This window comes from Paenibacillus sp. T2-29, assembly GCF_052921365.1.
This window is the reverse complement of record NZ_JBREVE010000011.1, coordinates 39597-64890: the sequence shown is the minus strand read 5'-3', so window position 1 is coordinate 64890 and position 25294 is coordinate 39597. Positions and strand designations below refer to the sequence as shown.

Here is a 25294-nt window from a genome sequence, read left to right as displayed (position 1 = left end):
AAAATTCAAGGTTTGTTCATTGCAATTGGGATGCATTAGGTTTATAATTTCAGACGGATTCAAAAGGCTTATCCCTGGATCCGTGGGAGTTCATCCCATCTGAGCAAGCATACTGCATGCTCAAATAAGAATTAAGCGAGGGATTTACAATGAAAACCTGCTGCACCATCCAAGTTGACGAAGACAGTTTAGTTATTGATTTGCCAGAAGAAGGAACCACGCTAGAGTCCCTGCTCGGTGATATTGAGAGTTGTGGAGGCAGTGAAGAACCTTGGCTACAACTTATAGACAAGGTAATGGGTAACTCATCTGAGACTGTACTGACAGATCAAGCGACGGATGGCGGCGATATGAACGAAGATCAGGCAACCCAAGAACCTCAAGCTGCCGCTAAGGGGTAATAGGGACATCATACATTAAGACGAATTGTTAATATTATCTGATCACATATAAGATCATGATAAGACTGCTGTACCGAGCCTAGGCATCGGGAAGCAGTCTTTTTTTAGGTTAAACTTAATAAGTAAATGAGACTTTTGTCCCTTCAGTGCTCTATAGTAGCAACTAATGGGTACATATCCCAAAACCGTGACTTCTTGTTCATTTTCTGGGATAAAGTCGAAACGTAACATGAAACTAACTATAATAGTAGTAGCATCCATATACAGGTAAGTGACATCGAATGTTGGACCTGATCCTTTTATTGTATAAAAGAGGGGGCGAAAAAGCGGAGAACAACGTACTGATAAGTCTTATCTACTTTATTAAAAGGAAGGAATGTGTAAATGATGAATGGGCAATGGGTCCTGCCAAGGATCGTAAAAAGAGTAGCAGTAATGTTAACAGCAGTGTTGCTATTGACGTTAACGAATGGGTTCAACTGGAATGCGCCGACAGCAGAGGCGGCCGGGACGACCCCTGTGGAACGTTACGGACAACTTTCAGTAAAGAACGGTAAACTGGTGGATAAAAATGGACAACCTATACAGCTCAAGGGCATTAGTTCTCATGGCGTTCAGTGGTTTGGGGATCTGGTGAATCAGGACACTATGAAATGGTTACGGGACGATTGGGGCATTTCCGTGTTTCGAGTTGCCTTGTACACTGAAGAAAATGGTTATATTGCCAACCCTTCATTGAAAAATAAAGTGAAGGAAGCAATTGAGGCAGCACAGAAACTGGGCCTGTACGTCATTATTGACTGGCACATTCTCTCAGATGGCGATCCGAACATTCATAAAAATGAAGCCAAAGCTTTCTTTAATGAATTTTCCACGAAGTACGGTCATTTGCCTAACGTAATCTATGAACTTGCTAATGAGCCGAATGGGAATGTAAACTGGAACAATCAAATCCGACCTTATGCATCTGAGGTATCTCAGGTTATTCGAGCTAAAGACCCGGATAATATTATTATTGTAGGAACAGGTACTTGGAGTCAGGATGTACATGATGCAGCAGACCATCCGCTTCCAGATAAAAATACAATGTATACCGTGCATTTCTATGCGGGTACGCATGGACAATCTTTACGTGATCGGATTGATTATGCCCTGAACAAAGGTGTAGGCATTTTTGCTACCGAGTGGGGTACAAGTGACGCTTCGGGTAACGGTGGTCCGTTCCTGAATGAATCCAAAGTATGGACTGATTTTATGGCCAGTCGCAAAATCAGTTGGGCCAATTGGTCGCTTTCCGACAAAAATGAGACCTCTGCTGCCCTGTTGCCTGGTGCTGACCGCAAGGGTGGATGGCCTGATTCACAATTAACGGCTTCCGGCAAATTTGTAAAACAGGCGATTCTGGAAGGCTCCAGCAATCATGGTGGAGGAAGCAACGGCGGGAATAGCGGCGGAGATGGCAACAATGGTAGTAATAACAATGGTGGAAACAACGGTGGCGATCACAGTGGAAGTACACCAGGCGGTAATAATGAAGGGATTGTGCTTCAATATCGCACTGATGACACGAACGCCAAGGATAATGCAATCCGGCCTCAATTTAATATCAAAAATACCGGAAAAACAGCTGTGAAGTTGAGTGACCTGAAAATTCGCTACTATTACACAGATGAGAGCAAACAAGCTCAGCAGTTTTTTGTAGACTGGGCCAGAATTGGTAATGAAAAGGTAAAAGCAACTTTTGTAACTTTGCCAAATCCGAAGTCCAAGGCAGATAAATATGTAGAAATTTCTTTCACAGATGGAGCAGGAACGATCCAGCCCGGCGGCGAAACTGGAGAGATTCAATCTCGTATTCATGCGGCGAATTGGAGTAACTTTGATGAGACTAACGATTACTCCTATGGAGCTGCCCAGACAAAATTCGCAGACTGGGACCAAGGCACCGTATATCAGCAAGGTAAGCTGGTATGGGGCATAGAGCCCTAGAATTTAACCATGACAAACTTAGTTGGGAACGAGTAAAAAGATGGGACTTTTGGTTGCACTCTTTTGAAGATATGAAGTATAGCGTATGAGCCTTTGGTATATGGATGATGGAACTTTAGAAGTAAACAACTCATACTTTCGTTCCGTTGGATATACTACCAAAGTACCATGCAACATTCAACTTTTGTGGTGTCTACACTACTTCTATAGTACAGATGGGTTGGTTCTAATGAACCGATCCTCTACAACAAACCCCCGCTGTTGCCATTATAGGCAGGCGGGGGTTTTAATGTTTTTGAAAATTAGCCTCAGTTCAACCGTCTGTTTATACTAAATTAAAAGCTTTGGCCAGCAGTCGGTAGGACTGAACACGTTTATCAAAGTCATGAATGGATGAAACGACCAGTAACTCATCGGTGCGATACTGCTCAGCCAGTCTCAGCAGCTGTTCCTTGCACTGTTCAGGAGTGCCAACAACACGCCATGCTGCGGACTGACGCAGCCGCTCACGATCAAATTCTGTATAGGGATAGGACATGGCTGTTTTCACCGATGGAAGAGAATTCATTTCTTTACCCTGCATGAGTAAAAGGAAATACAAACTAGCACTGGACGCCAGCTGCTCAGCTTCCTCTTCAGTTTCAGCGCAGGCTACCGTAACTGCCGCCATAGAGCGGGGCTTATCTCCTAAAATCGAAGGCATGAATTGCTCGTGGTAACGCGCGGTAGCTTCTACGCCGCCCGGAGTACCGAAAAATTGGGCAAAGGCATAGGAGGCACCCATCATCGCGGCCAATCTGGCGCTCTCCCCACTGGAGCCAAGCAACCATAATTCAGGAACGGTCGATATCATCGGGGAGGCGTGAAGACCAGCAAACCGATGATTGTCAGGCACCGAATCATGGAAGTAGTCGATTAAATCTAGAATCTGCTGTGGATATTGTTCGACAGCTTGGTATTTCCCTTCCTGCAAAGCGCGAGTAGCCAGCGGCAAGCCGCCTGGAGCACGCCCAATCCCCAAGTCAATGCGTCCTGGGTGGAGCGCCTCCAGCAGACGGAAGTTTTCAGCTACTTTATATGCGCTGTAGTGTGGTAGCATAATACCGCCTGAACCCACACGAATACGCGATGTATGAGCGGCCAAATGGGCAATCAATACCTCGGGACTGGAGTGTGCTAGTGTTTTGGATGCATGATGCTCGGATACCCAATAGCGGCTGTACCCCAGTTGATCAGCTTCACGCGCTAAATCTGTTGTATTAGACAATGCATCTTGAGCGGAACCGCCTTCAGGAATATGAGATTGGTCCAGTATACCCAGTTTAAGCATTTATAATCACCTCTTACACAACTGTATCAAACACAACTCATTTGGTCAAAATTCAAAAATGGATAGGTTGGAGTTTGTGGATCTTTTCGTTATAATAAAAGATGCATAAGGGATGAGAGAACATTCCTGCTCATGGAGAGGGGATTGAATTTGTGTTAAGAACACCTTTGGGGCGTGTCCGGCTCATGCTCTGGATTCAAGCTATAGCGTATTTGGCGATACTATTCACCCACCAGCCGCTGCAAGCTGCGGGCATGACCCAAGCGGTTATGGTGATTGGTAACATATACCGGGTGAGCTTTCTGTTGCTCCTCGTTGCTCTGATCTATGGAAAAACCGCATTGCATTGGTCTATACGGCGGCCTCTTTTCATTATGTTTGCATCCTTCATTCCGTTTGGCCTGATGATTATGGATTTTTTTTGGGTGCGAAAATGGACAGGGGATTCGGCAGCAGAACAGCGAACTGCATCGTAAACTTTGCAGAGATGCTTTGCTGTGAAGTGTCGAGGAGCTTGTCAGAGTAAGCAGGACTGGCTCCGATGCAGTTGAAAGAACATTACGCAGATAGATGCGTGGTGTTCTTTTTTTATGCACCGGAACCGGAGGAAACTGTTAACTCAATCTAATGCTAAGATTTGAACTAAAAATTCAGCCGTCTTGCGTCTATGGAAACCTTCTACCCAATGTCCGGTGAACGGATAAACTTCAATTGTTTTTGGTGATTCAATGCGGTTATAAGCAGCAAAAATCGTCTCTGGCATGCACACCGTATCCTTCAACCCTACAGATAACATGACCGGGATACGAATGCGATGAGCTAAATTCATCACGTCAAAATAACTCAATGTATGTAGTACCTGCTCCAAATGCTCGGGGAAGCGGTTTGCGAATTCGGCAGCTTCTGTCAGTGAACTGGTAGAATTCATCATGCCAAAATCCATATGACACATATTAGGAATATCCGCTACTATAGTAGCAGCTTTATCGCTGAGCGCACCCACCATTAATGCAAGTCCACCACCCTGGCTGGCGCCACTTATTGCGATTTTATCTGCATCGACATCGGACTGCTCCGCCGCCCAATCTACGGCTCTAAGGGCATCGGTTGTAATCGTTTTGTAGTAGCAGGTATCCTTGTCCAATATTCCTTTCGTAACCCAGCCTTTAACGGTTCCGTGTGGATCATTCCGACGATCTCCCGTTTCTCCTCCCTGACCACGAACATCTACCGCCAATACAGCAAAACCAAGCATTAGCCAAGATGAATAATCTTCAGGATAGCCCTTTCCGCCGGTGTAGCCATGAAACAGAACGATGCATGGAAGTTTTTGATCTCCAGCATATCGGGGGCGTACATACCAGGCATGCAGAGGCGTATCATCGACCCCCTCAAAAGTGACCCGATAGGCCCTCATATGAGGATACGGGGTTTCTACGGGCGTTTTGAATGCATGTACAGGTTTGGCGTGAACTTCTCTCAGTGTTTTGTCCCAAAATAAATCCATATCTTTGGGGGTGGTAAGATCGGGACCGTACTGCTTCAATTCGGCAATTCTTTTTTCAATAACATTCATAATCAAAAATTCTCCTTCATATCGAATGAGTTCGCCTTAAGTTTTACTTGGTAAAGTGGACTTCTCCAGCTCTCTCAGCAGCTCAAATGCTCTTTCATTAGTGTCTCCGCATGTATCCTTATCCGCATGAAAGCCACTGCATACGGCAGGACGCTCGGGTTTTCCAAATAATTGGCAACGGTAATCAGGCGTGAGCTGAGGGCATGGAACACCAGCAGGTTTTCCGTCTGGCATGCCGGGAATAGGGGAAGAAATCGTAATGGCAATGCAACATGCAGCACATCCTACTCGACACTCCAGTGGGGGTCACTCCTTAATAATTTGTTATTTTTGTAACTTATGCATGAAGTGACTTCAGTGAAGCCATAATGTGAGGATGGCACAAAAAAAGCAGGAATACAAGGATAAACGAATAGGAGACACACTTTTCACACAAAGAGCATAAATAATCTGGGAGGCACGTAGGATGATATCAAGCCCCCAAATCAGCGTTCCATTGCGTGGTAATATTAACCAATTGGTCTCTGTGTGTTCAAAAGGAGTTCGAGTGGTTAATAATAGAACACAACGATAAAAACTTAAACGAGGTGACGCAAAATGAGTTGGTTATGGGCATTGATTGTTGGCGGTATTATTGGTTGGTTTGCAGGAATTATCGCAGGTCGTGATGTTCCGGGTGGCGTGATTGGTAACATCATCGCTGGTTTTATCGGTGGATGGTTGGGTAGCTTGATTCTGGGAGACTGGGGTCCTGAAATCGGATCGTTCTACATCGTTCCTGCATTAATTGGTGCGATTGTGCTAGTCGTGATTGTGAGCTTGATCTTCCGTTCCGTTGGACGGAGCAGAGGTTAACTTTATGAATTATTGAATAGACTCGTCCCTATGGGACGCGAGTCAAAATGGAAAAAAGCTGCTTCCGCAAGGTTCACAAATGAACCTGTGGGAGCAGCTTTTTTTGGAGAAAAGGTTACATATTCCCCTATTGAAACCGTCTGATATGAGGAACAATTAGCACGCCCAGCACGATACACATGCCGATGGTTGCAAACATACCAATGGTGAGGATGCCACCAAGCTTGTCCGCCACGGCACCTACGGCCAGATAGCCGACAGGAAGCAGTGCAAAGGAAAACATCAAATCCAGACTGGCTACACGTCCAAAGGATTCAGCGGGGACTAATTCCTGCAGGCTTGTCTCCCAGATAATTGCAAAAATCATAATGCCAAATCCTTCGAGCATCATGCTCATAATCAATCCTGGCATCCAGGTGACTATAGACAACAGCAGTAAGGCGAGACCGCTGACAAAAGCTCCTAAGTAAGCGAGCAGACCGCGGTGTTTCCAATGCTTGCGTGATCCATACACAAAGGCTCCCAGCATGGCACCAATGCCACTACTTGCCATTGCAATGCCGTATACGACTGGATTATAGCCATGATGAACCTTGAACAGCCACGGGATGAGCACAGCGATAATACCTGAATAACAGATATTAATGAAAGAAAAGGCGAGAATCGTAATCCATAGCCAAGGATGACTTCTGAGAATAGCAAAGCCTGCTATAAAATCCTTGAGAAAATGTTGTCCACCCTGATCTTCCTGTTCTGAATCGGCCTGACGTTTACCGATGATGGAGGCCAAATGAGCACTTAGCATCCAAAAACAGGCAAAGGATACCAGATAAGCGATAGAATCCAGTCCAAAGCCGACACCCGGGGAGGAAAAGGATACAATAAAGCCTCCTAGCGGAGGACCGAGTAGACGAACGGCTTGTATACTGATTTGACTTAGTGCATTGGCAGCATTGCGGATGTCCGGTGTGAACACTTGTGCACGTAAGGCCGAATAAGCCGGATTAAAGATACCATCCATCAATCCGTACAACGCAAGGCCAACGAATAGGAACGGCAACTTCATCCCGTCCGTAAACATCAACACCGATGCAACGAGCATCAGACCAAAGCGGGCGACATTCGTGAACAGAAGGAGGCGAATTCGGTCAATTCTGTCCACAATCATTCCTGCGAAAGGAAGAATAAGTACGTTTGGCAGCATATAAACCGTCATCGCCAATCCCATGATGGTGGTCGAGCCTGTCAGAGAATAGATAACCAGTGGCAAAATGACTGTCGTAACAGAACTTCCTAACATAGCGATCCAATGTCCAAGCCACAAGAGGGTGAACGCTTTGGATTGCTTTAAAGGTGAAGTAAAGGTAGCCCAGGCTGAGTGCCTTCCTTCAGGGGATAAAGTTGTATTATGGGTATCCATGATCACACTCCGGTAAATATTTCTAATCTGTATTTTAAAACCTATTATACGAAATCTCTTATGTAATGGTACACAAAAAGTTGCTGCGAGGGGAGTGAAAATGAATAGCCTGCCTATGATTGAGTCAACCTAGAATAGCCTTAGATGATAAAAAAATATAACTTACCTTTTGGATAGGGATTATTGGATAAAAGCATTGACGCGCGAAAATGAATGATGTACTATTCAATGACTAGCCTGCGCTAGGTGATCAAGAAAAAGGGAAAGAGTGTGGATAACATGAGAAAATTTAGTTTTTTGCCGATTGTATTCATCGTGATGGCATTGCTGGTTTCGGCTTGCGGCAACAATGATAAAGGCGCGGGCACGAATAATGCATCTACTGGAGAGAACGGTTCTAATAATGGAAAAGCAGATACAACGGCTGCAGCTACTCTTGAATCTGTCAAAGCCAGTGGCAAGCTGAGAATCGGTACGGAAGGTACCTATGCTCCGTTTACTTACCATGATGCTGCTGGCAAACTGACAGGCTTTGACGTCGATATTGCAACTGAAGTAAGTAAGCGCCTGGGTGTGCAACCGGAATTTATCGAGACGCAATGGGACGGAATATTTGCAGGCTTGAACTCCAAGCGGTTTGACGCAGTATTCAATGAAGTGTCTATTACAGATGAGCGCAAGCAAAAATATGATTTCTCCGATCCGTACATTGTCTCTAAGGCAGTTCTGATCGTGAGTGAAGATAATACGGACATCCAGAAATTTTCGGATCTAAAAGGTAAAAAGGCAGGGCAATCCCTGACTAGCAACCTGACTCAAATCGCAAAAAGCAACGGTGCGGAAATTGTAGCAACCGAAGGATTCAACCAAGCTATTGATCTCCTCACTTCCAAACGGGTAGATGCGACCGTCAACGACGGATTGTCTTATCTGGATCTGAAAAAGCAAAAGCCTGATGCTCCGATCAAAAAGGTGGACGAATCTGCGGATGCTTCACACAGTGCAGCTGTATTTAATAAAGGCAGCGAAGATTTGATCAAGGCAGTCAACAAAGCGTTGGCTGATATGAAGGCTGACGGTACGTATCTGAAAATTTCTGAAAAATATTTTGGAGCCGATGTGTCCAAATAATAAAGGATGTCTGTACAATGGATGATCGCCAAATACAAATTATTATGGATTCATTATTACCTCTGCTAAAAGCAGGGGTTTCTTTTACGATTCCGCTCACCCTGATCTCATTTGCTCTGGGACTCCTACTGGCGCTGATCACTGCACTCGCCCGGTTGTCCAAATGGAGAATACTCAAGCTGATTTTCGGCTTTTATGTATGGGTGATTCGAGGAACTCCTTTGCTGGTGCAATTGTATATTATTTTCTATGGTTTACCTTCGGTGGGTATTACACTGGACCCATTTATTGCTTCAGTGATCGGCTTTACGCTCAGCGTGGGGGCCTATAGCTCTGAAATTATGCGTGCGGCTATTATTTCCATTCAGGAGGGTCAATGGGAGGCAGGATACTCCTTGGGGATGACACGCTGGCAAGTGCTGAGGCGGATCGTGCTCCCCCAAGCTTCCCGTGTGTCGGTGCCTCCGCTTGCCAATTCATTCATCAGTTTGGTAAAGGATACCTCACTGGCTGCCACTATCACCTATGTGGAAATGTTCAGAACGGCTAATCAGATTGTAGCTACCACATACGAACCGTTATTAGTGTATACCGAGGCTGGGGTTATTTACCTGCTGTTTAGTACGATATTGACTGTGCTGCAAAATTATTTGGAAAAGCGTCTGAGCCGTTTTTCCGTTAGATAAAGGAGATTGTACCGGTGATCCAAATTCGTAATATACACAAGTCGTTCGGCTCGCTGGAAGTGCTTAAGGGGATTGACGTGACGTTGGATAAGGGGAAAGTGCTTGTAATTATCGGTCCTTCCGGTTCTGGTAAAACAACGCTTTTACGCTGCTTGAATTTGCTGGAGGTTCCCGGCCAGGGAGAAATTCAGGTAGGTGATATTGCACTGAGTTTTGCGAAAGGAACGAAGCTTCGACAAGAAAACATTTTGGCACTGCGTAAGCGGACAGGGATGGTATTTCAATCCTACAACCTTTTCCCCCATATGACCGCTGTGCAAAATGTGATGGAGGGGCAAGTCACGGTTCAGAAAAAAAGCAAGGACGAAGCGCGCAAACATGCATTGGAGCTGCTTAAGAAGGTGGGATTGGCTGATAAAGCGGAATCCTATCCACATCAATTGTCGGGAGGACAGCAGCAACGGGTCGGTATTGCCCGGGCAATGGCGGTCGAACCTGAGGTGCTTTTGTTTGACGAGCCGACCTCTGCTCTTGATCCCGAGTTGGTAGGTGAGGTGCTCAAGGTCATGAAGCAGTTGGCTGCCGAAGGGATGACGATGGTTATTGTCACCCATGAAATGAAGTTCGCGGCAGAGGTTGCTGACCATGTAATCTTAATGGATCAGGGCGTAATCATTGAGCAGGGTACGCCATATCAGGTGCTGGAGCAGCCAACCAGCCCACGGGCCATCCAGTTTTTGAACCGACTGAGTGGGGAAACGGAATAAACTGAACAGACAGGCAGCTACAGCTGGGCATTTGAAAAATAAAGCCTCGCACCCGTAGCTGCCTTTTGCTCATCAGTTGTCCTCTTTTATTTCATTTTTAATGTAATCAAGAAGGTAATCAAAAGAATGCAACAGCCTGTTAAAAATGGAGCGAACATATTCGCATCAAATAAAAATCCCGCTAGAGTAGGACCTAAAATATTCCCGACACTCATATAGGCATTATTCATACCAGCTACATATCCTTGCTCATTTCCTGCCATCTTCGACAATTGTGTATTAAGAGCTGGACGAAGCATAGCTGTAGCAAAGAAAATAAGGGAAGTCACAAGAAAGATACTCCAAAAATCTTTGGCGAAGAGAAATAAAATATAAGCAGCAGAGGTGAAGAGAAGCGAGCCTTTGATCAACCTTTTTTCACCAAACTGATGGATCATTTTAGCAACAACTAATGCCTGCATACCGACGCCGATCACAGCACCTGCAGTTAGAAGGATTGAAATATTTTGCGGTGAAAATTGGAAGCTATTCGTTACATATAAACCAAGAACGGATTCAAAATTAGCAAGTCCAAAAGTCATCACCAGGACAATGACAAAGAACATCGCATATTTTGATTTCAATGACCTTGCATACTGTTTGAAAATAGACTCTCTTTGATGATTAATTCTTGCTCGTGCTGCCTTCATTTGTTCTTTCGATAAACTTTCAGGTAAACAAACGATTGAAAAAATAACTGCAATCATAGCTGCACCTGTTGCTGTATACAGTGGCACTCTCGTTCCATATCCTGCAAGAAGGCCTCCAAGTCCTGGACCAATGACAAATCCAAATGACATCGCTGCCGCTAGTAGACTATTTCCTTTGCCACGTTCTTCGGTTGTTGTAATATCAGCTACATATGCCATCATGGGTGGAATAATCAGGGCTGCTGCAACTCCTTCCAGAAGTCTTGAGGTATACAGCATCCACAGGTCATCTCCAATAGCAAAGATCAATTTAGCTACAGCAAAAACAATAACACCTACGACGATAAAAACTTTTCTTCCGTATCGATCAGACAGCTGCCCGGTCATGGGCGAGAGCAGGAATTGCGTTATGCCATAGGCTGCCACCAATAAACCGATGGCCCGCCCACTGGCACCAAATTCAATGATCAGTTCCGGCAGAATAGGGGTGATCAAACCCACGCCGACCATCACAATGAATATATTGATCATGAGAATTGCGAGTATTCTTTTTATACAAAAAAACCTCCTTATCCATTGGTCTCTGGATAGGAGGCAGACATACGAACAAGAAGATACACTGCTCCCGTCAAAGAAGCAATGCTCTTATCGTTAATACCCAAAAGCCTACACTAATCCTATCCAGAAAATTCGTAAGATTACGTTTTTTCTTTGGGAATAGGATTAGTAGATCATTGGCTTAAGGTCACCCTTTCGGTACTTTATTGTTTATCAATGTAACATAAATTTCATAATGAGGCAATAAAAGGATGAATCAAAAGAAGCCGACTCGTCCTTCGGATACATTTTTTAACCAGTCCTGCTTGCGGCTTTTATCAAGCTCGCCTCGCATACCTTTAATAATCAGCTCAATATCGGCTTTTCCTTGTTCATGCCATTCTAGAGCCGTACTGACATATAGTTCTCCGAGCTGAGCCAGGGAGAAGCCGTCTGTCATCGCTGCCGCCTTCTGTGTACCTGTCTCACCTGCAAAAACAAGGAAGTTACGCAGCTTGAGATACGCGAGTCGCAGCGCTTCGTCAGGCAAACTGATTTCATAAGCCCGATCGAAGCGGCCCGCCCGGTTCATCAGACCCGGATCGATTTTCTCGGGATAATTGGTCGTTCCGATCAGGAAGATACCCTCCTTGGACGTAGCGCCGTCGAGCGTATTCAGGAAAAAGGAACGAACCTCCTGAGGCATGGAATCAATGTCCTCAATGACCAGCACCATCGGAGCCAGGCGAGTAGCTGCCTCGAACACCTCTTTGACCGATTCACTGGTTGTATATTCTGTAATTTGCCAGTAAGCGGCCGGACCTGGCACGCTATTGGCAATAGATTTCACTAGGGTTGTTTTACCGTTGCCTGGATGGCCGTATAGCAGAATCCCACGCTTGTAAGGAATGTTATAAGTCTGATAGAAGGTACGATCCGCTTCAAAAAACTGATCAAGTGATCGGAAGATATCCCGCTTGATTTCCGCTTTCAAAATCACGTCATCCCGCGTAATTGCGCGGGTTATCGGTTCTGCTTGCCGGGAGAGTCCACGGCTTGTATCGGTAAAGACGGTGACACGCTTCATATTTTGCTTGCGTTCACGACCGCGTACGCCTGCGAGGAAGCTTTGCAGCTCCTGGTCGCCTATGGCAAACACATAATCTTCATTATATACGCCATTATCACGGAAAAAGGGAACTCGTGCCAGTGCAATCCCCCATTTGGGATAGGCAAATACATTGTTACGCATCGACAGATGCACACCGTATTCAGGAGTTGGCCCGTCATCGTCATACTGGATGGTGCGTTCCTCCAAACGATCGAACACCCGTGCCACATGCTCCAGCTCAGGGCTGCCTGAACGAATATCCTCCTCCAGCAAATCCCAATACTCAATATTGGGATCATCACTGGCGTACAACTCATATTTTACGCCATAGCGGTTATAAAGTGCTTCACTAATACCGTCGATCAGACGGGCATAAGCAGCATAACCGGTAATGCGTCCATCTGTACGTTCGTCAAATTCATAAATAGCTGGGGTGTCTATACTCAACATTATTTTGCTCCTTTCAGGGCGGCCAGCGGTCTACATTTGGCTACAACGGCTGCAAGTCCTGCCCCGGTAACACTTTCAATAATATCATCTACATTTTTGTAGGCTTGTGGAGATTCGTCGATAATACTTTCCAGAGATGCCTGGTTGACCACAATTTCGTCGTCTGTCCCTACACCCAGAGCGCCTGCAAAATCGTCCACACTCACGAGCCGTTTGGTTGCAGATCGCGAGCGAATACGGCCCGCTCCATGACAGATGGAGTGAAAGTTATCCTGACCGCCTGGTAAACCTACCATAATATAAGAGGCAGTCCCCATAGAACCGGGGATCAGGGCCGGATGCCCAGTCGACTGATAAGGTCGCGGATTGTCGGGGTGTCCTGCTGGAAGAGCGCGCGTCGCACCTTTACGATGTACAAACACGCTACCGTGATCCGGATGGGATTCCTCCCAAGCATAATTGTGCATCAGATCGTACAGAGTACGCAACTCGCACTTTGTACCAAAGACATCGCGGAAGGCTTCTCGCACGGAGTATGCAATCAGATGTCGGTTCACCACAGCATAATTCAGCGCTGAATACATCATATCCACATAATGTGCTGCCTCGGGATGATCCAGCGGTGCGAATACCAGTCTCGGATCGGAGGTGCCGAGACCGAGACGGCTCATCGCTTTGGCAATGGCAGATGAACTGGTCTGACTGACTGCTCCCCCCCAAGCACGTGATCCGGAATGAATCATCACAGCCACCTGACCGTCGAACATCCCCCAAGCTTCAGCGACTTCTCTATTTTCTTCTGCAATTTCAATCGCCTGAATTTCGACAAAATGATTGCCTCCACCCAGCGTGCCGAGCTGCCGATGAGCCCGGTGCCAAGTACGATCTTCGACGAGATTCAGCACTTCCTCGTCAAAGGAGAACTTACTGTGCTCTACATGGGTCAGTGAGGTGGATTTCTTAGGAGTGTAGCTATCCGGAATATATTTATTAGGTAAGCCATGCAAACCCTTGCGTACAATATGCTCCAGCCGTATATCCGAATAATGTCCGCGTTGGTGGGCTTCCATCGGCAAGTATTTGTCGATCGTCTTAACCAGCTTGCGGCGCAGCTTGATTTCCTTCAAGGCATCCTTGTGCAGATTGGTCAGGTGTACGCGCATGCCACAGCCGATATCGCTACCGACGATGGAGGGAGATACATAGCCGTCTTCCATTCCCCATACCGCAGTTGTACCGATGCAGGTTCCGACGCCTACATGTACATCCGGTGTGTATCCCATATAGCGGATACCTGGAATTTGTAAATTGTTATTAGCCATCTCGAACACTTTGTAATCCAGTGAGGAAAAGAGTTGCTGCGAAGCGTACACGGTCAGATCCCCTGCCGGAAGCTTCATCAGGTGGCTGTATGGTCCTTCATGAAAAGATGAATTGGTCGTAGGTTGTATATTCATAATAAATGGGTAGTTCCCTTCTTCATGTAAATTCATAACATCGTAAAAAAAGATTTGAAAAAAACAAAAAAGCCGCAGACTTGTCGTCTACGGCTTCCTGCACCGAAAGTGTCATTACATTTTATGATTAGTACATCATAAAAATATAAATAACCTGTTCTTTCAATAGCATACAAAATAAAAAAAGCCTGGCATATCACGCCGTCAGACAGCGTGATACCCCCATCATGTTGCCCGAACGGGGCCGATGAGACGAAATTTCGAATATGTGATTGTATCATGCTGACTGATTGTCATTATCGTGTAAAGCTTGGTCATGTCTGTCGGCCCCCTTTTCTTAAAGTTAATTGTTATGTTAATGGAAACCTGTGGAAGCTGTCAACCCTGAAAGATAAAAGTGTGGAAAAATGTGACTATACGCATGGTGAAGTGTGAGTAACATCATAGTTCAATTGACCCAAAGCTGTTATTGTACTGAATATTCAAATATTCAGATATTGTTGATCGTTATGAAACAATTCTGTGAGGGGGACGGCGCAGGAATGGAAGGAGATCTCCAGAAGTTTAAGGCTGACTTTTTCAAAGCATTGGCTCACCCTCTGCGCATCCGCATTTTGGAGGTGCTGAGTGAAGGGGAACGGAATGTGAACGAGCTGCAGACTGCGCTTGGTTCCGAAGGTTCTGCCGTATCGCAGCAATTGGCTGTTTTACGGGCTAAAAATTTGGTGAACAGCTTCAAGGAAGGCACAACGGTCGTGTATTCACTACGTGATCCGCTCTTAACGGAGCTGCTAGCGGTGGCGCGGCGAATTTTTGACAATCATTTAGTCGAAGCGATCTCGTTGCTGGAAGGCATACGTAACGAGAAGTAATGCTACTACAGAAAAGAAGGGTTACAGGATGAAGTGGAGAGGAAGGTTTGAAGGCTATAACGCAGGGGCTTTACGAAAGGATTTAATTTCTGGAAGCATCGTGGCGATTGTGGCTATCCCGCTCGGTATGGCGTTTGCCATTGCATCGGGGGTAAAGCCGGAATATGGTCTGTACACAACCATCATAGCGGGAATTTTGATTTCACTACTGGGTGGGTCCAAATTTCAGATCGGAGGACCTACAGGTGCGTTTATTCCGATTTTGCTGGCTATAGTCATGCAGTACGGCTATGAGAATTTACTTATAGCTGGTTTTATGGCAGGTATTATACTCATTATAATGGGTGTTCTAAGGCTGGGGGCATTGATTAAGTTTATTCCCAAGCCCGTAACCATTGGCTTCACGGCCGGGATTGCCGTGACGATCTTCAGTGGTCAGATTGCTAACTTTCTCGGCTTGCGCGGGGTAGAGCGACATGAAACCTTTCTGCCTTCGATGGCAGAGATCATCCATCGGCTTCCTTCACTCAATGTGTACAGCATCCTGACAGCTTGTATCTGTCTTGCTGGACTTATTGTGGTGCCTAAAAAATGGCCCAAGATACCTGGCTCACTGGTCGGCCTACTCTTGTCAACGCTGGTGGCAGCTTTGTTTTTTCCAGGGCAGGTGGCTACGATTGGCTCTGCTTATGGCGCAATTCCGGCATCTTTGCCTGAGCTGCATATTCCTGCAATGACGTGGGAATTAATCGTGAAGCTCTTGCCGCCAGCACTTGTTATTGCGATGCTGGGGGCTATTGAATCACTGCTTTCAGCGGTGGTAGCTGACGGGATGACGGGAGACCGCCATAACAGCAATCGCGAACTGGTTGGACAAGGGATTGCCAATTTGCTGACACCACTATTCGGCGGTATTCCTGCGACAGGTGCCATTGCCCGTACGGCCACCAATATCCGCAACAACGCGGTTTCTCCTATGTCAGGTATTGTGCATGGGGTCGTTGTACTCCTCATTCTGATGCTTTTTGCACCTTATGCATCTAATATTCCGTTAGCTAGTATGGCACCGGTGTTGATGGTAGTGGCCTGGAATATGAGTGAGCGCAAGCATTTTGCGCACATCCTCAAAACACGGACAGCAGATTCTATTGTGCTGGTCGTCACCTTTTTGCTGACGGTTTTTACGACGCTGACAACGGCTGTGGAGGTCGGCCTGATTCTGGCAGTTGTATTGTTTGTCAAACGTATGAGTAATACACTTTCAGTAGATAAGGTGCTTCCTGATCCTTCTGTAAAGCATGAAAAGGTAGGCGCACATATGGTCACAGAGCAGCATGATTGCCCGCAGGTGGCTATTTATAATGTGGAAGGCCCCCTATTTTTCGGTGCAGCTTCAGCGTTGGAAAACTCAGGTGTAGGGGGACAGACTGGTCTCCAGCAAGGGATTTTGTTGTTGCGTATGGGAAAGGTCCCTTTTATGGATATGACGGGAGAAGCTAACTTTACTGCATTAATACAAAAATACCGAAAGTCTGGTGGAACAGTGCTTGTGTCCGGACTCCAGCCTCAACCGCTGGAATTACTGCATAAAACCGGATGCTACGACATGATCGGACAAAATCATTTTTTTGAACATACAGGAGAGGCCTTAACAGCAGCTCTTGCAATGGTAAATCAGGATCGGTGCAGTGGGTGCAGACAAATGGCTTTTCGAGAATGTACGAGCCTGTGTCGTAGAACCCAGGAAACCAAATCTTCCTTTCCAGAAGGAGCCGTTTCGGTTCCCATACCTGTAAATAGCGGCAGATAGCGCTTTTCTACTTTTGCTGCTGAATGCCGAAAAACCTCTTCTATGATCCGAAACAAAATGCACGAAGAAGACCCGCATTTGTTTTGAAAATGGAAGAGGTTTTTCAATTTTTTCAAGAAAAAAAGGAATAAAATTCAAAAAAATGCTTGAATATCTGATTTTATGACACTATACTAGATTCAAAAGATACCATATGTTTCATTCTTTTGTTTTAAATTGTATTTTAATATATCCTTATCAACCTCCTCGATCACTTCTAGTATCTTACCCTACCTTTTTCTTCATTTTTTTCACTTACTTTCTTCCAGACTTGTCCACAGTTCTTAATTGAATGTCGTTCCTTGCGGTCTGCACCAAAGGTTATTCACCTTAGAATATGACCTATGGATTTCACCCCAGAATCTATTTTTTTAAAGGAGGTGAGTACCAGAGGCTATTTGTGAGCTTTTGACGCTGCTATCGGAAGGTTGTCTTTGAGAATCAAAAAAACCAAGTAAAGGGAGATGGAAAGTATTGATTAAGTCGAAAAATATCAAAAAGACGCTGTCGGTCGGTTTTACCGCTATTCTTGCTTTTTCTCTGATTTCTCCGGTGTATGGAGATTCCAGCACAACCTCCTCAGCAGGAGCATCGACGATTTCCGCCAAGGTTTCAGCCAAGCTGAACCAGCAATTCAGCACCAGCGAGTATGTCACCTATCTGGTTAAATTAAAAGATCAGGTAGATACAGAATCTGTTGCTAAACACGCATTTCAGAAGGCTTCCGCCGAGCAGATTTCCCCCGCTGCTGCTAAGCTTTCTGTACGTAAAACGGTTGTCAACTCTCTAATGGATACCGCAGAAAAAACTCAACCATCTGTGGAAGAATACTTAAAGAAGGAAGTCAATAACGGAAACGTAAAAAAATACAAGAGTTACTTTATCGTGAATGCATTTGCGGTAACCAGTACCAAAGAGGTCATGGATAATCTCGCAACCCTACCTGAGATCGACAAAATTTTACCAGATGAAAAGCGCGAGCTGCAAAAGGTAGAAATAGATAAGGATGCCCAGCCGGTAGGGGAGCAATCAACAGCAAACCAAGCAGTTGCAGATCAAACTGCTGTCGACCCGGCTGTGACGGAAGAGAATGCACAAAAATCGGTGCAAGAATCCGTATATAAAGATGCGGTAACGCCAAGTCGTGTCGAGTGGAATATTTCCAAAATCAAAGCACCGCAGGTTTGGGCCAAAGGTATTGACGGCAAAGGCATTGTCGTTGCCAATCTAGATACAGGTGTTGAATATACTCATCCAGCACTGAAAAGAAAATGGCGGGGGCTGAATGCTTCTGGTCAAGTCGTGAATCCTGAGCTGAGCTGGTATGATGCGGTTAATGGAGCATCGCTGCCCACAGATTCGAATGGACATGGTACACATACGATGGGGACAAGCGTTGGCTCAGACAGCAACGGTACGAATGAAATCGGTGTTGCTCCGGGGGCCAAGTGGATTGCCGTTCGAGTATTCAATCCGGATACCACAGACTCCATCTTGCTGGACGGTGGGCAGTGGATTCTTGCGCCTGTAGATAAAAACGGCAAAAAACACCCTGAGCTTGCACCGGATGTGGTGAATAATTCTTGGGGTGGTGGACCTGGTTTGGACGAATGGTATCGCCCAGTGACCAAGGCGTGGAGAGCGGCTCAAATCTTCCCTGAATTCTCCGCAGGCAACACAACACTATCGAACCCGGGCGGACCTGGGTCTGTGGCTAATCCGGCAAATCTGCCTGAAGCCTACGCCACGGGAGCCACCGATATCAATAACAAGCTGGCCAGCTTCTCGTTGCGTGGTCCTTCTCCTTATGGCGAAGTGAAGCCAGAAATCTCGGCTCCTGGCGTGAACATCCGTTCTTCTGTACCGGGCGGGGTTTATGAGGGTGGATGGAACGGTACCTCTATGGCAGGCCCGCATACTGCAGGATTAGCGGCATTGCTGCTTCAGGCTAAACCCTCTTTGACCGTGGATCAATTAGAGGATGTTATTTCGAAAACAGCGACACCGCTGACAGACAGTCAGTATCGGACCTCACCCAACAATGGTTATGGATATGGTCTGATTGATGCGCTTGCTGCGGTGAACTCCGTACTTAACTAAGAATATCAGACAGGTTTAAAAAAAAGATCCCCGAAAATCCCTTTGGGTGGCTCGTACAAGGATGCATGCACCTGCTAACCGTGTGTTGCACTCATGACGTAGCCGCTAAAAAGGGGTTTTCGTACATAAATGAACATAAAAGTCATAGAATTTCAAGAAAAATGCAAAAAAATGACTTGTATATCTGTTTTGGTAACTTTATACTATCCATAATATATGATTTTATATCAATTTTTAATATAAAATGTAATGATATAACATGTAATGGTATATCATGTTTTTTTCTTCGAAATGCTCCTGCTTTTTCTCCTAGGTATCTACTGGATTTCATCGCTTTTCTATTGGATTATAAACTCACCTATGAAGTACTGCCATCTATGAACAGCCCAATACTTTTATATCTTTCTATAATCTATGAAGGAGGTGGTCGCCAACACATCGTATTGCGCAAGCCGCGTGTTTGATGTGCAAGGCATGAGGTCTGACTCTGTACAGGTTATTTCGGAATCATTAAACCTAGTAAAAGGAGTGGAGAAGTAATTGATTAAACCTAGACGTTTCAAGAAATCGTTATCTATTGGACTCTCTTTGCTTATGGCCTTTTCATTTGTTCAACCCGCTTTAGCGAAAAACACACCGGATGGCTCCAAGCTGGAGCTGAAATCAGCCTCACACAAGGTCACAACCGCGAAGGTGTCCCCGAAACTGACCAAACAGTTTGAGGAGAACAACTATGTTACTTATTTGGTCAAATTAAAAGAACAGGTAGATACCAACAAGGTTTCCAAAAATGCTCTCCAAAAGGCTTCACTTGAGAAAATAACACCTTCCGCTGCCAAAATGGCTGTGCGCAGCCATGTGATCAGCTCTTTGCGTGAAACGGCTTCCAGAACTCAATATGGGCTTGAAAGTTATTTGGATAAGGAATCAGAGAGCGGCGGAGTAAAAGAATATAAAAGCTATTTTATTGTCAATGCTTTGGCTGTCACGAGCACCAAGGAGGTGCTGGACCATATTTCGAAGCTGCCCGAGGTCGATAAAATTTTGCCGAATGAAACACGTTATCTGCAAAAGGTAACGGTTGATAAGCAGCCAGAGGACACAGGTAACAAAGCGGCTGGAACAGCAACGGCAGCAACAGCAACAGCAAAGTCTGACACAGCACAGAAGGCTGTAGAACCGGAAAAGGACGATAGCAAAACATCGGCATTGCCCGGCAATACAGGCAAGAACGCTGTGGATCCATCTACGGTGGAATGGAATATATCCCATATTAACGCACCACAAGTGTGGGAAAAAGGAATTGACGGAACCGGAATCGTGGTCGCCAATCTCGATACAGGCGTAGACTACACGCATCCGGCCCTTCATCGCAAATGGCGTGGTCTGGATACGGCAGGCAATGTCGTAAATCCAGAACTGAGCTGGTATGATCCGCATAGTCATGCGGCGCTTCCGGTCGATCAGGAAGACGATTCCCATGGTACGCATACGATGGGCACGATGGTCGGCTCCGAGGAAAATGGAACGAACCGAGTGGGCGTTGCCCCTGGTGCAAAGTGGATTGCGGTTCGGATTTTTAATCCGGAAACGACGGATGCAATTATACTGGACGGCGGTCAATGGCTGCTTGCGCCAAAAGATGCCCAAGGTAATCTTCATCCCGAACTTGCTCCAGATGTAGTGAACAACTCGTGGGGAGGCGGACCGGGTCTTGATGAATGGTTCCGGCCTGTAGTTCAGGCGTGGCGGGATGCTCAAATCTTTCCCGAATTCTCCGCAGGGAACACCTCTCTCTCCAATCCGGGCGGACCTGGATCGGTAGCCAATCCGGCCAACTATCCGGAATCCTTTGCCACTGGGGCAACCGATATCAATGATAAACTGGGAAGCTTTTCATTGCTGGGACCCTCACCTTACGGTGAGATCAAGCCCGAAGTTTCCGCGCCGGGTGTAAATATTCGTTCAACCGTGGCTGGTGGCGGTTATAAAGGTGGCTATAACGGTACTTCCATGGCCGGTCCTCATGTTGCGGGTCTGGCTGCTCTGCTGCTGCAAGCGAATCATTCTCTTACCGTGGACCAGCTGGAGGAAATTTTGGAAAACACGGCTACCCCTCGGACAGACAGCACATATCCAACTTCGCCAAACAATGGATATGGACATGGTGTCATTAATGCACTCGATGCAGTCGGATCTGTCATGCAGGGTCTGGGCTCTGTATCCGGTAAAGTCGTAACAGGTGGCGACGATCTGGAAGCGCCTGTTCTTGAGCATACACCGCCTGCAGCTGCATTTGAGGGTCTTGATATACCTTTGACGGCTCATGTTACGGATGATGTTGGCGTAACAGCCGTTGAGGCATTTGCCAAAACAGCGGGTTCGTCAAACTATGTATACATTCCGTTGGAGCGGACCTCCGGAGACAGCAAAGACGGTACATATCAAGCGTCCATTCCGACCTTTTTGGTGGATAGCGCAGGTCTGGAATACTATATCCGTGTAAATGATTTCGGCAATAATGGTTTTGAAACGGAAGTATATAAGGTGAATGTCTCCAAAGGTGTTAAACCAGGCTACACACAAGACTTTGAAAAAGACATCGCCGGTATTAATATCGGTGGTCAGGGTAGTGTTTGGAAATGGGGAACCCCCACAAGCGGCCCTAAAAGCGCACATTCGGGTACAAAGGTCATCGCGACCAATCTCGAAGGCCAATACCAGACCAACACCAACAGTTATTTTATGGCTCCTCCTATTGATCTGACCGAGAGTTCCAAGGGGGCACTGGTCAGCTTCAAGCATTGGTACGATCTTGAAAACAATTCTGATTTCGGCAAAGTGTATGTAGCGACCACCAACAATCAGAATGCGTTTGAGCAGGTATTATCGTTTACTGGAACCAGCAATGGCTGGAAAACACAATATCTTGATTTGCGAGCATTTGCGGGTCAAAAGGTATACCTCCTGTTCAACTTTACTAGTGACAATACGATCGTGAAAGATGGCTGGTATATTGACGATCTGTCCATTCAGGAACCAGACGCCGTTGCACCTGCTGCCCCTGGCCATTTGACTGCTGAAGCAGATAATGTGGGCAATGTTACACTCGCCTGGGGTGCTTCCTCTGATGAAGATGTGAAGCAGTACAAGGTGTATCGTTCAACCCAGTCCGGCAAAAATTATACTTCCATCGGTACAACTTCTGGGCTGACCTACACGGATACGATCACCGTCGGTGGTGCGACCTATCATTATGCAGTGGCAGCCGAGGATTATAGCGGTAACGAAGGTGTCAAGTCGAACGAGGCTTCACTAAGAGTGGATGTGCCGGATACACTGTATAGCGATCATTTTGATGGCAGCTCAGACAATGGTTGGACTCATTCCGGGACCAAGGATGAATGGGAACGCGGCATTCCTAAGGAAGTAGGACCGGGGAACGCAGTGTCCAAGCCGAATGTGTGGGCCACCGATCTCGATAGCAACTATGAGAACGGTGCTGATTTTTCACTGGTTTCTCCAAAAATTAATTTGAATGGTATACGCAACGCAACACTGACTTTCAACCACTGGTTTGAAATTGAGGGCGGCTATGATTACGGATATGTAGAAGTGTCCAAAAACAATGGCGACACGTGGAGTGAGCTGGGTAAGTTCTCACATAATACAAGTGGTAAAAACTGGGCCCCTGTTTATTACAATCTGGATAGCTATACCGGCAATGAGATTCAAGTTCGTTTCCGCTTGAAATCGGATAACAGTGTGAACAAAAATGGCTGGTACATTGACGATTTTCGTGTGTTGGGTGTTCCAGCTTCGACAGTGACCAAGGATATCGTACCTGAGTCCAATATCAAGCTGGAAAAAGCGGAAGAACAATTCCCGCTGTATAAAATTACAAGCACTGAAAAGAGTGAATTCCAGGAAAAAGTGAAGCCGGCAGATGCATCCGTGGAGCGTGGACGTGTCGGTCTCGACAGTCTTCCAGCCAGTGCTACCGTTACGGTACTGGAAACCGGACGTTCGGTGAAAACAGACCCAACCACGGGCAAATACAGCTTCACTCATGTAGCAGGTGACTATACGCTGAAGGCCGAAGCTTATGGTTACGTGCCTCAGACGAAAGCAGTCACGATTGAAAATAACAAAGTCATCAGAGCAAACTTTAGTCTCCAGGCTGTCCCTCATGGTACGATTCATGGGGTTATTACCGATAAGCAATCCGGTGAACCGATCCAAAAAGCGAAAGTATTGGTGCTGGAAGATGCACGTATTGCTCCTGTAGAGACGAATGAGGCTGGAGAATTTACGCTGGACGTGCTGGAAGGAACATACACATTGTCCATTGCAGCCCAAAATTATTACAGTGACAGTGTTTCCGTGACTGCTCCTCCAAACGGCAGTGTTGAAGCGAATGTCACGTTGAAGCCTTTCATCGGTTTCCAAGGAGGCATTGCCTATGATGACGGTACAGGAGAAAATGCCAGAGCCTTTAACGCGGCAGGCAATTCATGGGCAGTGAGAATGACACCTGAGTCGGAAGTGGCACAAGTGACAGGAGCATCCCTTTTGTTCTGGAACTCTGCCTTCCCGAATCCGGGAGGAACGGCATTCCAATATTCTATCTATGACGCCTCCGGTGCAGCAGGAGCACCTGGACGTCTATTGGCTGGTCCATTCGACGGAACGGCTGTCCGGGATGAGACACAATGGACGACGGTGCAGCTTCCAGAGCCGGTGACGGTTCAAGGTGATTTCTACATCGTATATACACAGTCTGCGGTAGGGACACAGTCACCAGGTCTGGCTACAGATGAAAACAGCCCAAATGCGCTCCGCAGCTGGCAAGGTGTAAGCGGCACATGGAGCCAATCACCTGAAGAGGAAGGGAACTACATGATCCGGGCTATCGTCAGATATCCGGTGAATGCTCCAACGATTACGACTCCTACGAAGGCTACGTATACGCAGGAGGAAACGATTACCGTAACAGGAACTTCTCCGGCAGAAGGAGCTGATATTCAGCTCTTTAACGGTAAGGAGCTGGCTGGCACAACGAAGGTGAAGGATCGTCAATTCAGTTTGTCGGTCGATCTTCAGCCAGGTGCTAATCCGCTAAGTGTTCAAGCGGCGGTATACGGCAAAGTAACGGATCGTTCCGAGCCGGTGGTTGTAACGCTCGATCAGACTAAACCGGGTTTGATCCTGACTTCACCTGATGAAGGAGCTCGTACAAATGCGGGTGTGGTCAGTGTAACCGGTACGGTGTATGACGAGTTCCTCACCGAATTGACGATTAACGGCGAGCCCGCTCAATTCGGAAGTGACGGTAGCTTTAATAAACGGCTGCTTATCAATGAAGGTGAAAATCAAATTACGGTAACGGCCAAAGATCTAGCCGAAAACGAAACGACTGTTACACGCTCGGTATATGTCGATACAGCGCTGCCGAAGCTTGAAAATATTAGCCCTGCTGAGGATGTACGTATTACTCCAGGACAGCCGGTACGAGTAGCTTTTGACAGTGCATCCGGTTTGGAGGCATCCTTCCATGTGGAGCTGCCCTTTAACCTGTCCACTTTGGCCCGTAATGAAATTCCATTAAATGAAACTTCGTCAGGCCACTATGAAGGTACTTATCTCACTTCATCTTCTCTGAACCTGGAAGGCGGAGTCATCGTGATCCGGGTAAGGGATGCAGCGGGGAATGAAGTGGAGACGGAGGCGCCGGGGAGGTTGTATGTAACCCATGGTGGAGGAGAGGGCCCAGGTCCGAATCCACCTACATCGAATGAAAAGCCGGTAGCTATTATCCAGGCGAATGACTCAGCCAAGAAGAACAAAAATGTACAATTTAATGCCAAAGCTTCCCGCGATACAGATGGTGAGATCGTCAGCTACAGTTGGGATTTTGGTGATGGCGATACGGCGGTCGGTTCCAAGGTGAAGCATAAATTCACCACAGCCGGAACGTATACCGTGGAGCTAACAGTAACGGATAATGACGGCGCAACGGGTAAGGCAGTGCATACCATCACAATCCGTTAACAGCAAGTAAGAGGATGGGAGTT

General features: G+C 46.4%; 18 protein-coding genes. 11 read left to right on the top strand and 7 right to left on the bottom strand.

Features of this window, described 5'->3' with window-relative positions; all coding sequences use genetic code 11:
- The first annotated feature begins 149 nt into the window (after positions 1-149).
- Both ACU1JV_RS23430 and ACU1JV_RS23425 read left to right on the top strand, forming a co-directional pair.
- Positions 150-401, top strand: a complete 252-nt coding sequence (locus tag ACU1JV_RS23430) for a hypothetical protein (protein ID WP_013372537.1) — start codon at positions 150-152, stop codon at positions 399-401.
- Between the two features lie 384 nt (positions 402-785).
- Positions 786-2390 (top strand): cellulase family glycosylhydrolase, encoded by a 1605-nt coding sequence (locus tag ACU1JV_RS23425; protein WP_413986830.1) that lies wholly within the window; start codon positions 786-788, stop codon positions 2388-2390.
- Positions 2391-2715: 325 nt separating this feature from the next.
- Here ACU1JV_RS23425 and ACU1JV_RS23420 read toward each other — a convergent pair whose 3' ends face one another.
- Positions 2716-3720 carry an LLM class flavin-dependent oxidoreductase gene (locus ACU1JV_RS23420; protein ID WP_013372535.1) on the bottom strand — a complete coding sequence of 335 codons (1005 nt, stop codon included), beginning with the start codon at positions 3718-3720 and terminating at the stop codon, positions 2716-2718.
- 152 nt (positions 3721-3872) lie between these two features.
- Between ACU1JV_RS23420 and ACU1JV_RS23415 the strand changes: the two genes are divergently transcribed.
- A complete protein-coding gene (locus ACU1JV_RS23415) occupies positions 3873-4196 on the top strand; it encodes a DUF3817 domain-containing protein (protein ID WP_413986829.1) in 324 nt (107 codons plus the stop codon).
- A 143-nt stretch (positions 4197-4339) separates the two neighbouring features.
- On the opposite strand, the gene ACU1JV_RS23410 is transcribed toward ACU1JV_RS23415, so the two are convergent.
- On the bottom strand, positions 4340-5296 hold the full coding sequence (locus ACU1JV_RS23410) for an acetylxylan esterase (protein WP_413986828.1): 957 nt from the start codon (positions 5294-5296) through the stop codon (positions 4340-4342).
- Positions 5297-5332: 36 nt separating this feature from the next.
- Positions 5333-5596 carry a YkgJ family cysteine cluster protein gene (locus ACU1JV_RS23405; protein WP_209446902.1) on the bottom strand — a complete coding sequence of 88 codons (264 nt, stop codon included), beginning with the start codon at positions 5594-5596 and terminating at the stop codon, positions 5333-5335.
- 297 nt (positions 5597-5893) lie between these two features.
- On the opposite strand from ACU1JV_RS23405, the gene ACU1JV_RS23400 reads away from it, so the two are divergent.
- Positions 5894-6151 carry a GlsB/YeaQ/YmgE family stress response membrane protein gene (locus ACU1JV_RS23400; RefSeq protein WP_413986827.1) on the top strand — a complete coding sequence of 86 codons (258 nt, stop codon included), beginning with the start codon at positions 5894-5896 and terminating at the stop codon, positions 6149-6151.
- A gap of 127 nt (positions 6152-6278) precedes the next feature.
- Here ACU1JV_RS23400 and ACU1JV_RS23395 read toward each other — a convergent pair whose 3' ends face one another.
- Positions 6279-7571: an MFS transporter gene (locus ACU1JV_RS23395; RefSeq protein ID WP_013372529.1), complete on the bottom strand. Its 1293-nt coding sequence runs from the start codon at positions 7569-7571 to the stop codon at positions 6279-6281.
- A gap of 279 nt (positions 7572-7850) precedes the next feature.
- Here ACU1JV_RS23395 and ACU1JV_RS23390 point away from each other — a divergent pair, with 279 nt between their 5' ends.
- The 3 genes from ACU1JV_RS23390 to ACU1JV_RS23380 are packed head-to-tail and all read left to right on the top strand — an operon-like array spanning position 7851 to position 10155.
- On the top strand, positions 7851-8702 hold the full coding sequence (locus ACU1JV_RS23390; protein WP_013372528.1) for an amino acid ABC transporter substrate-binding protein: 852 nt from the start codon (positions 7851-7853) through the stop codon (positions 8700-8702).
- Positions 8703-8719: 17 nt separating this feature from the next.
- Positions 8720-9388: an amino acid ABC transporter permease gene (locus tag ACU1JV_RS23385; protein WP_013372527.1), complete on the top strand. Its 669-nt coding sequence runs from the start codon at positions 8720-8722 to the stop codon at positions 9386-9388.
- Between the two features lie 14 nt (positions 9389-9402).
- Positions 9403-10155, top strand: a complete 753-nt coding sequence (locus ACU1JV_RS23380) for an amino acid ABC transporter ATP-binding protein (RefSeq protein WP_013372526.1) — start codon at positions 9403-9405, stop codon at positions 10153-10155.
- Positions 10156-10241: 86 nt separating this feature from the next.
- On the opposite strand, the gene ACU1JV_RS23375 is transcribed toward ACU1JV_RS23380, so the two are convergent.
- The 3 genes from ACU1JV_RS23375 to ACU1JV_RS23365 all read right to left on the bottom strand — a co-directional run bounded on the left by ACU1JV_RS23375 (position 10242) and on the right by ACU1JV_RS23365 (position 14399).
- Positions 10242-11399 (bottom strand): MFS transporter, encoded by a 1158-nt coding sequence (locus ACU1JV_RS23375; RefSeq protein WP_413987508.1) that lies wholly within the window; start codon positions 11397-11399, stop codon positions 10242-10244.
- A gap of 259 nt (positions 11400-11658) precedes the next feature.
- On the bottom strand, positions 11659-12942 hold the full coding sequence (locus tag ACU1JV_RS23370; RefSeq protein WP_013372524.1) for an AAA family ATPase: 1284 nt from the start codon (positions 12940-12942) through the stop codon (positions 11659-11661).
- Positions 12942-14399, bottom strand: coding sequence for an RtcB family protein (locus ACU1JV_RS23365; RefSeq protein WP_413986826.1), 1458 nt, complete (start codon positions 14397-14399; stop codon positions 12942-12944). The genes ACU1JV_RS23370 and ACU1JV_RS23365 overlap by 1 nt, the downstream gene beginning before the upstream one ends.
- Positions 14400-14941: 542 nt before the next feature.
- On the opposite strand from ACU1JV_RS23365, the gene ACU1JV_RS23360 reads away from it, so the two are divergent.
- The 4 genes from ACU1JV_RS23360 (at position 14942) to ACU1JV_RS23345 (ending at position 25271) form a co-directional block, all read left to right on the top strand.
- Entirely contained in the window at positions 14942-15271 is a 330-nt protein-coding gene (locus tag ACU1JV_RS23360) for an ArsR/SmtB family transcription factor (RefSeq protein ID WP_007431533.1), read from the top strand.
- Between the two features lie 28 nt (positions 15272-15299).
- Entirely contained in the window at positions 15300-17081 is a 1782-nt protein-coding gene (locus tag ACU1JV_RS23355; protein WP_129549807.1) for a SulP family inorganic anion transporter, read from the top strand.
- A gap of 513 nt (positions 17082-17594) precedes the next feature.
- Entirely contained in the window at positions 17595-19220 is a 1626-nt protein-coding gene (locus ACU1JV_RS23350) for a S8 family serine peptidase (protein ID WP_129549806.1), read from the top strand.
- A 540-nt stretch (positions 19221-19760) separates the two neighbouring features.
- Positions 19761-25271, top strand: a complete 5511-nt coding sequence (locus ACU1JV_RS23345; RefSeq protein WP_413986825.1) for a S8 family serine peptidase — start codon at positions 19761-19763, stop codon at positions 25269-25271.
- Positions 25272-25294 lie beyond the last annotated feature (23 nt).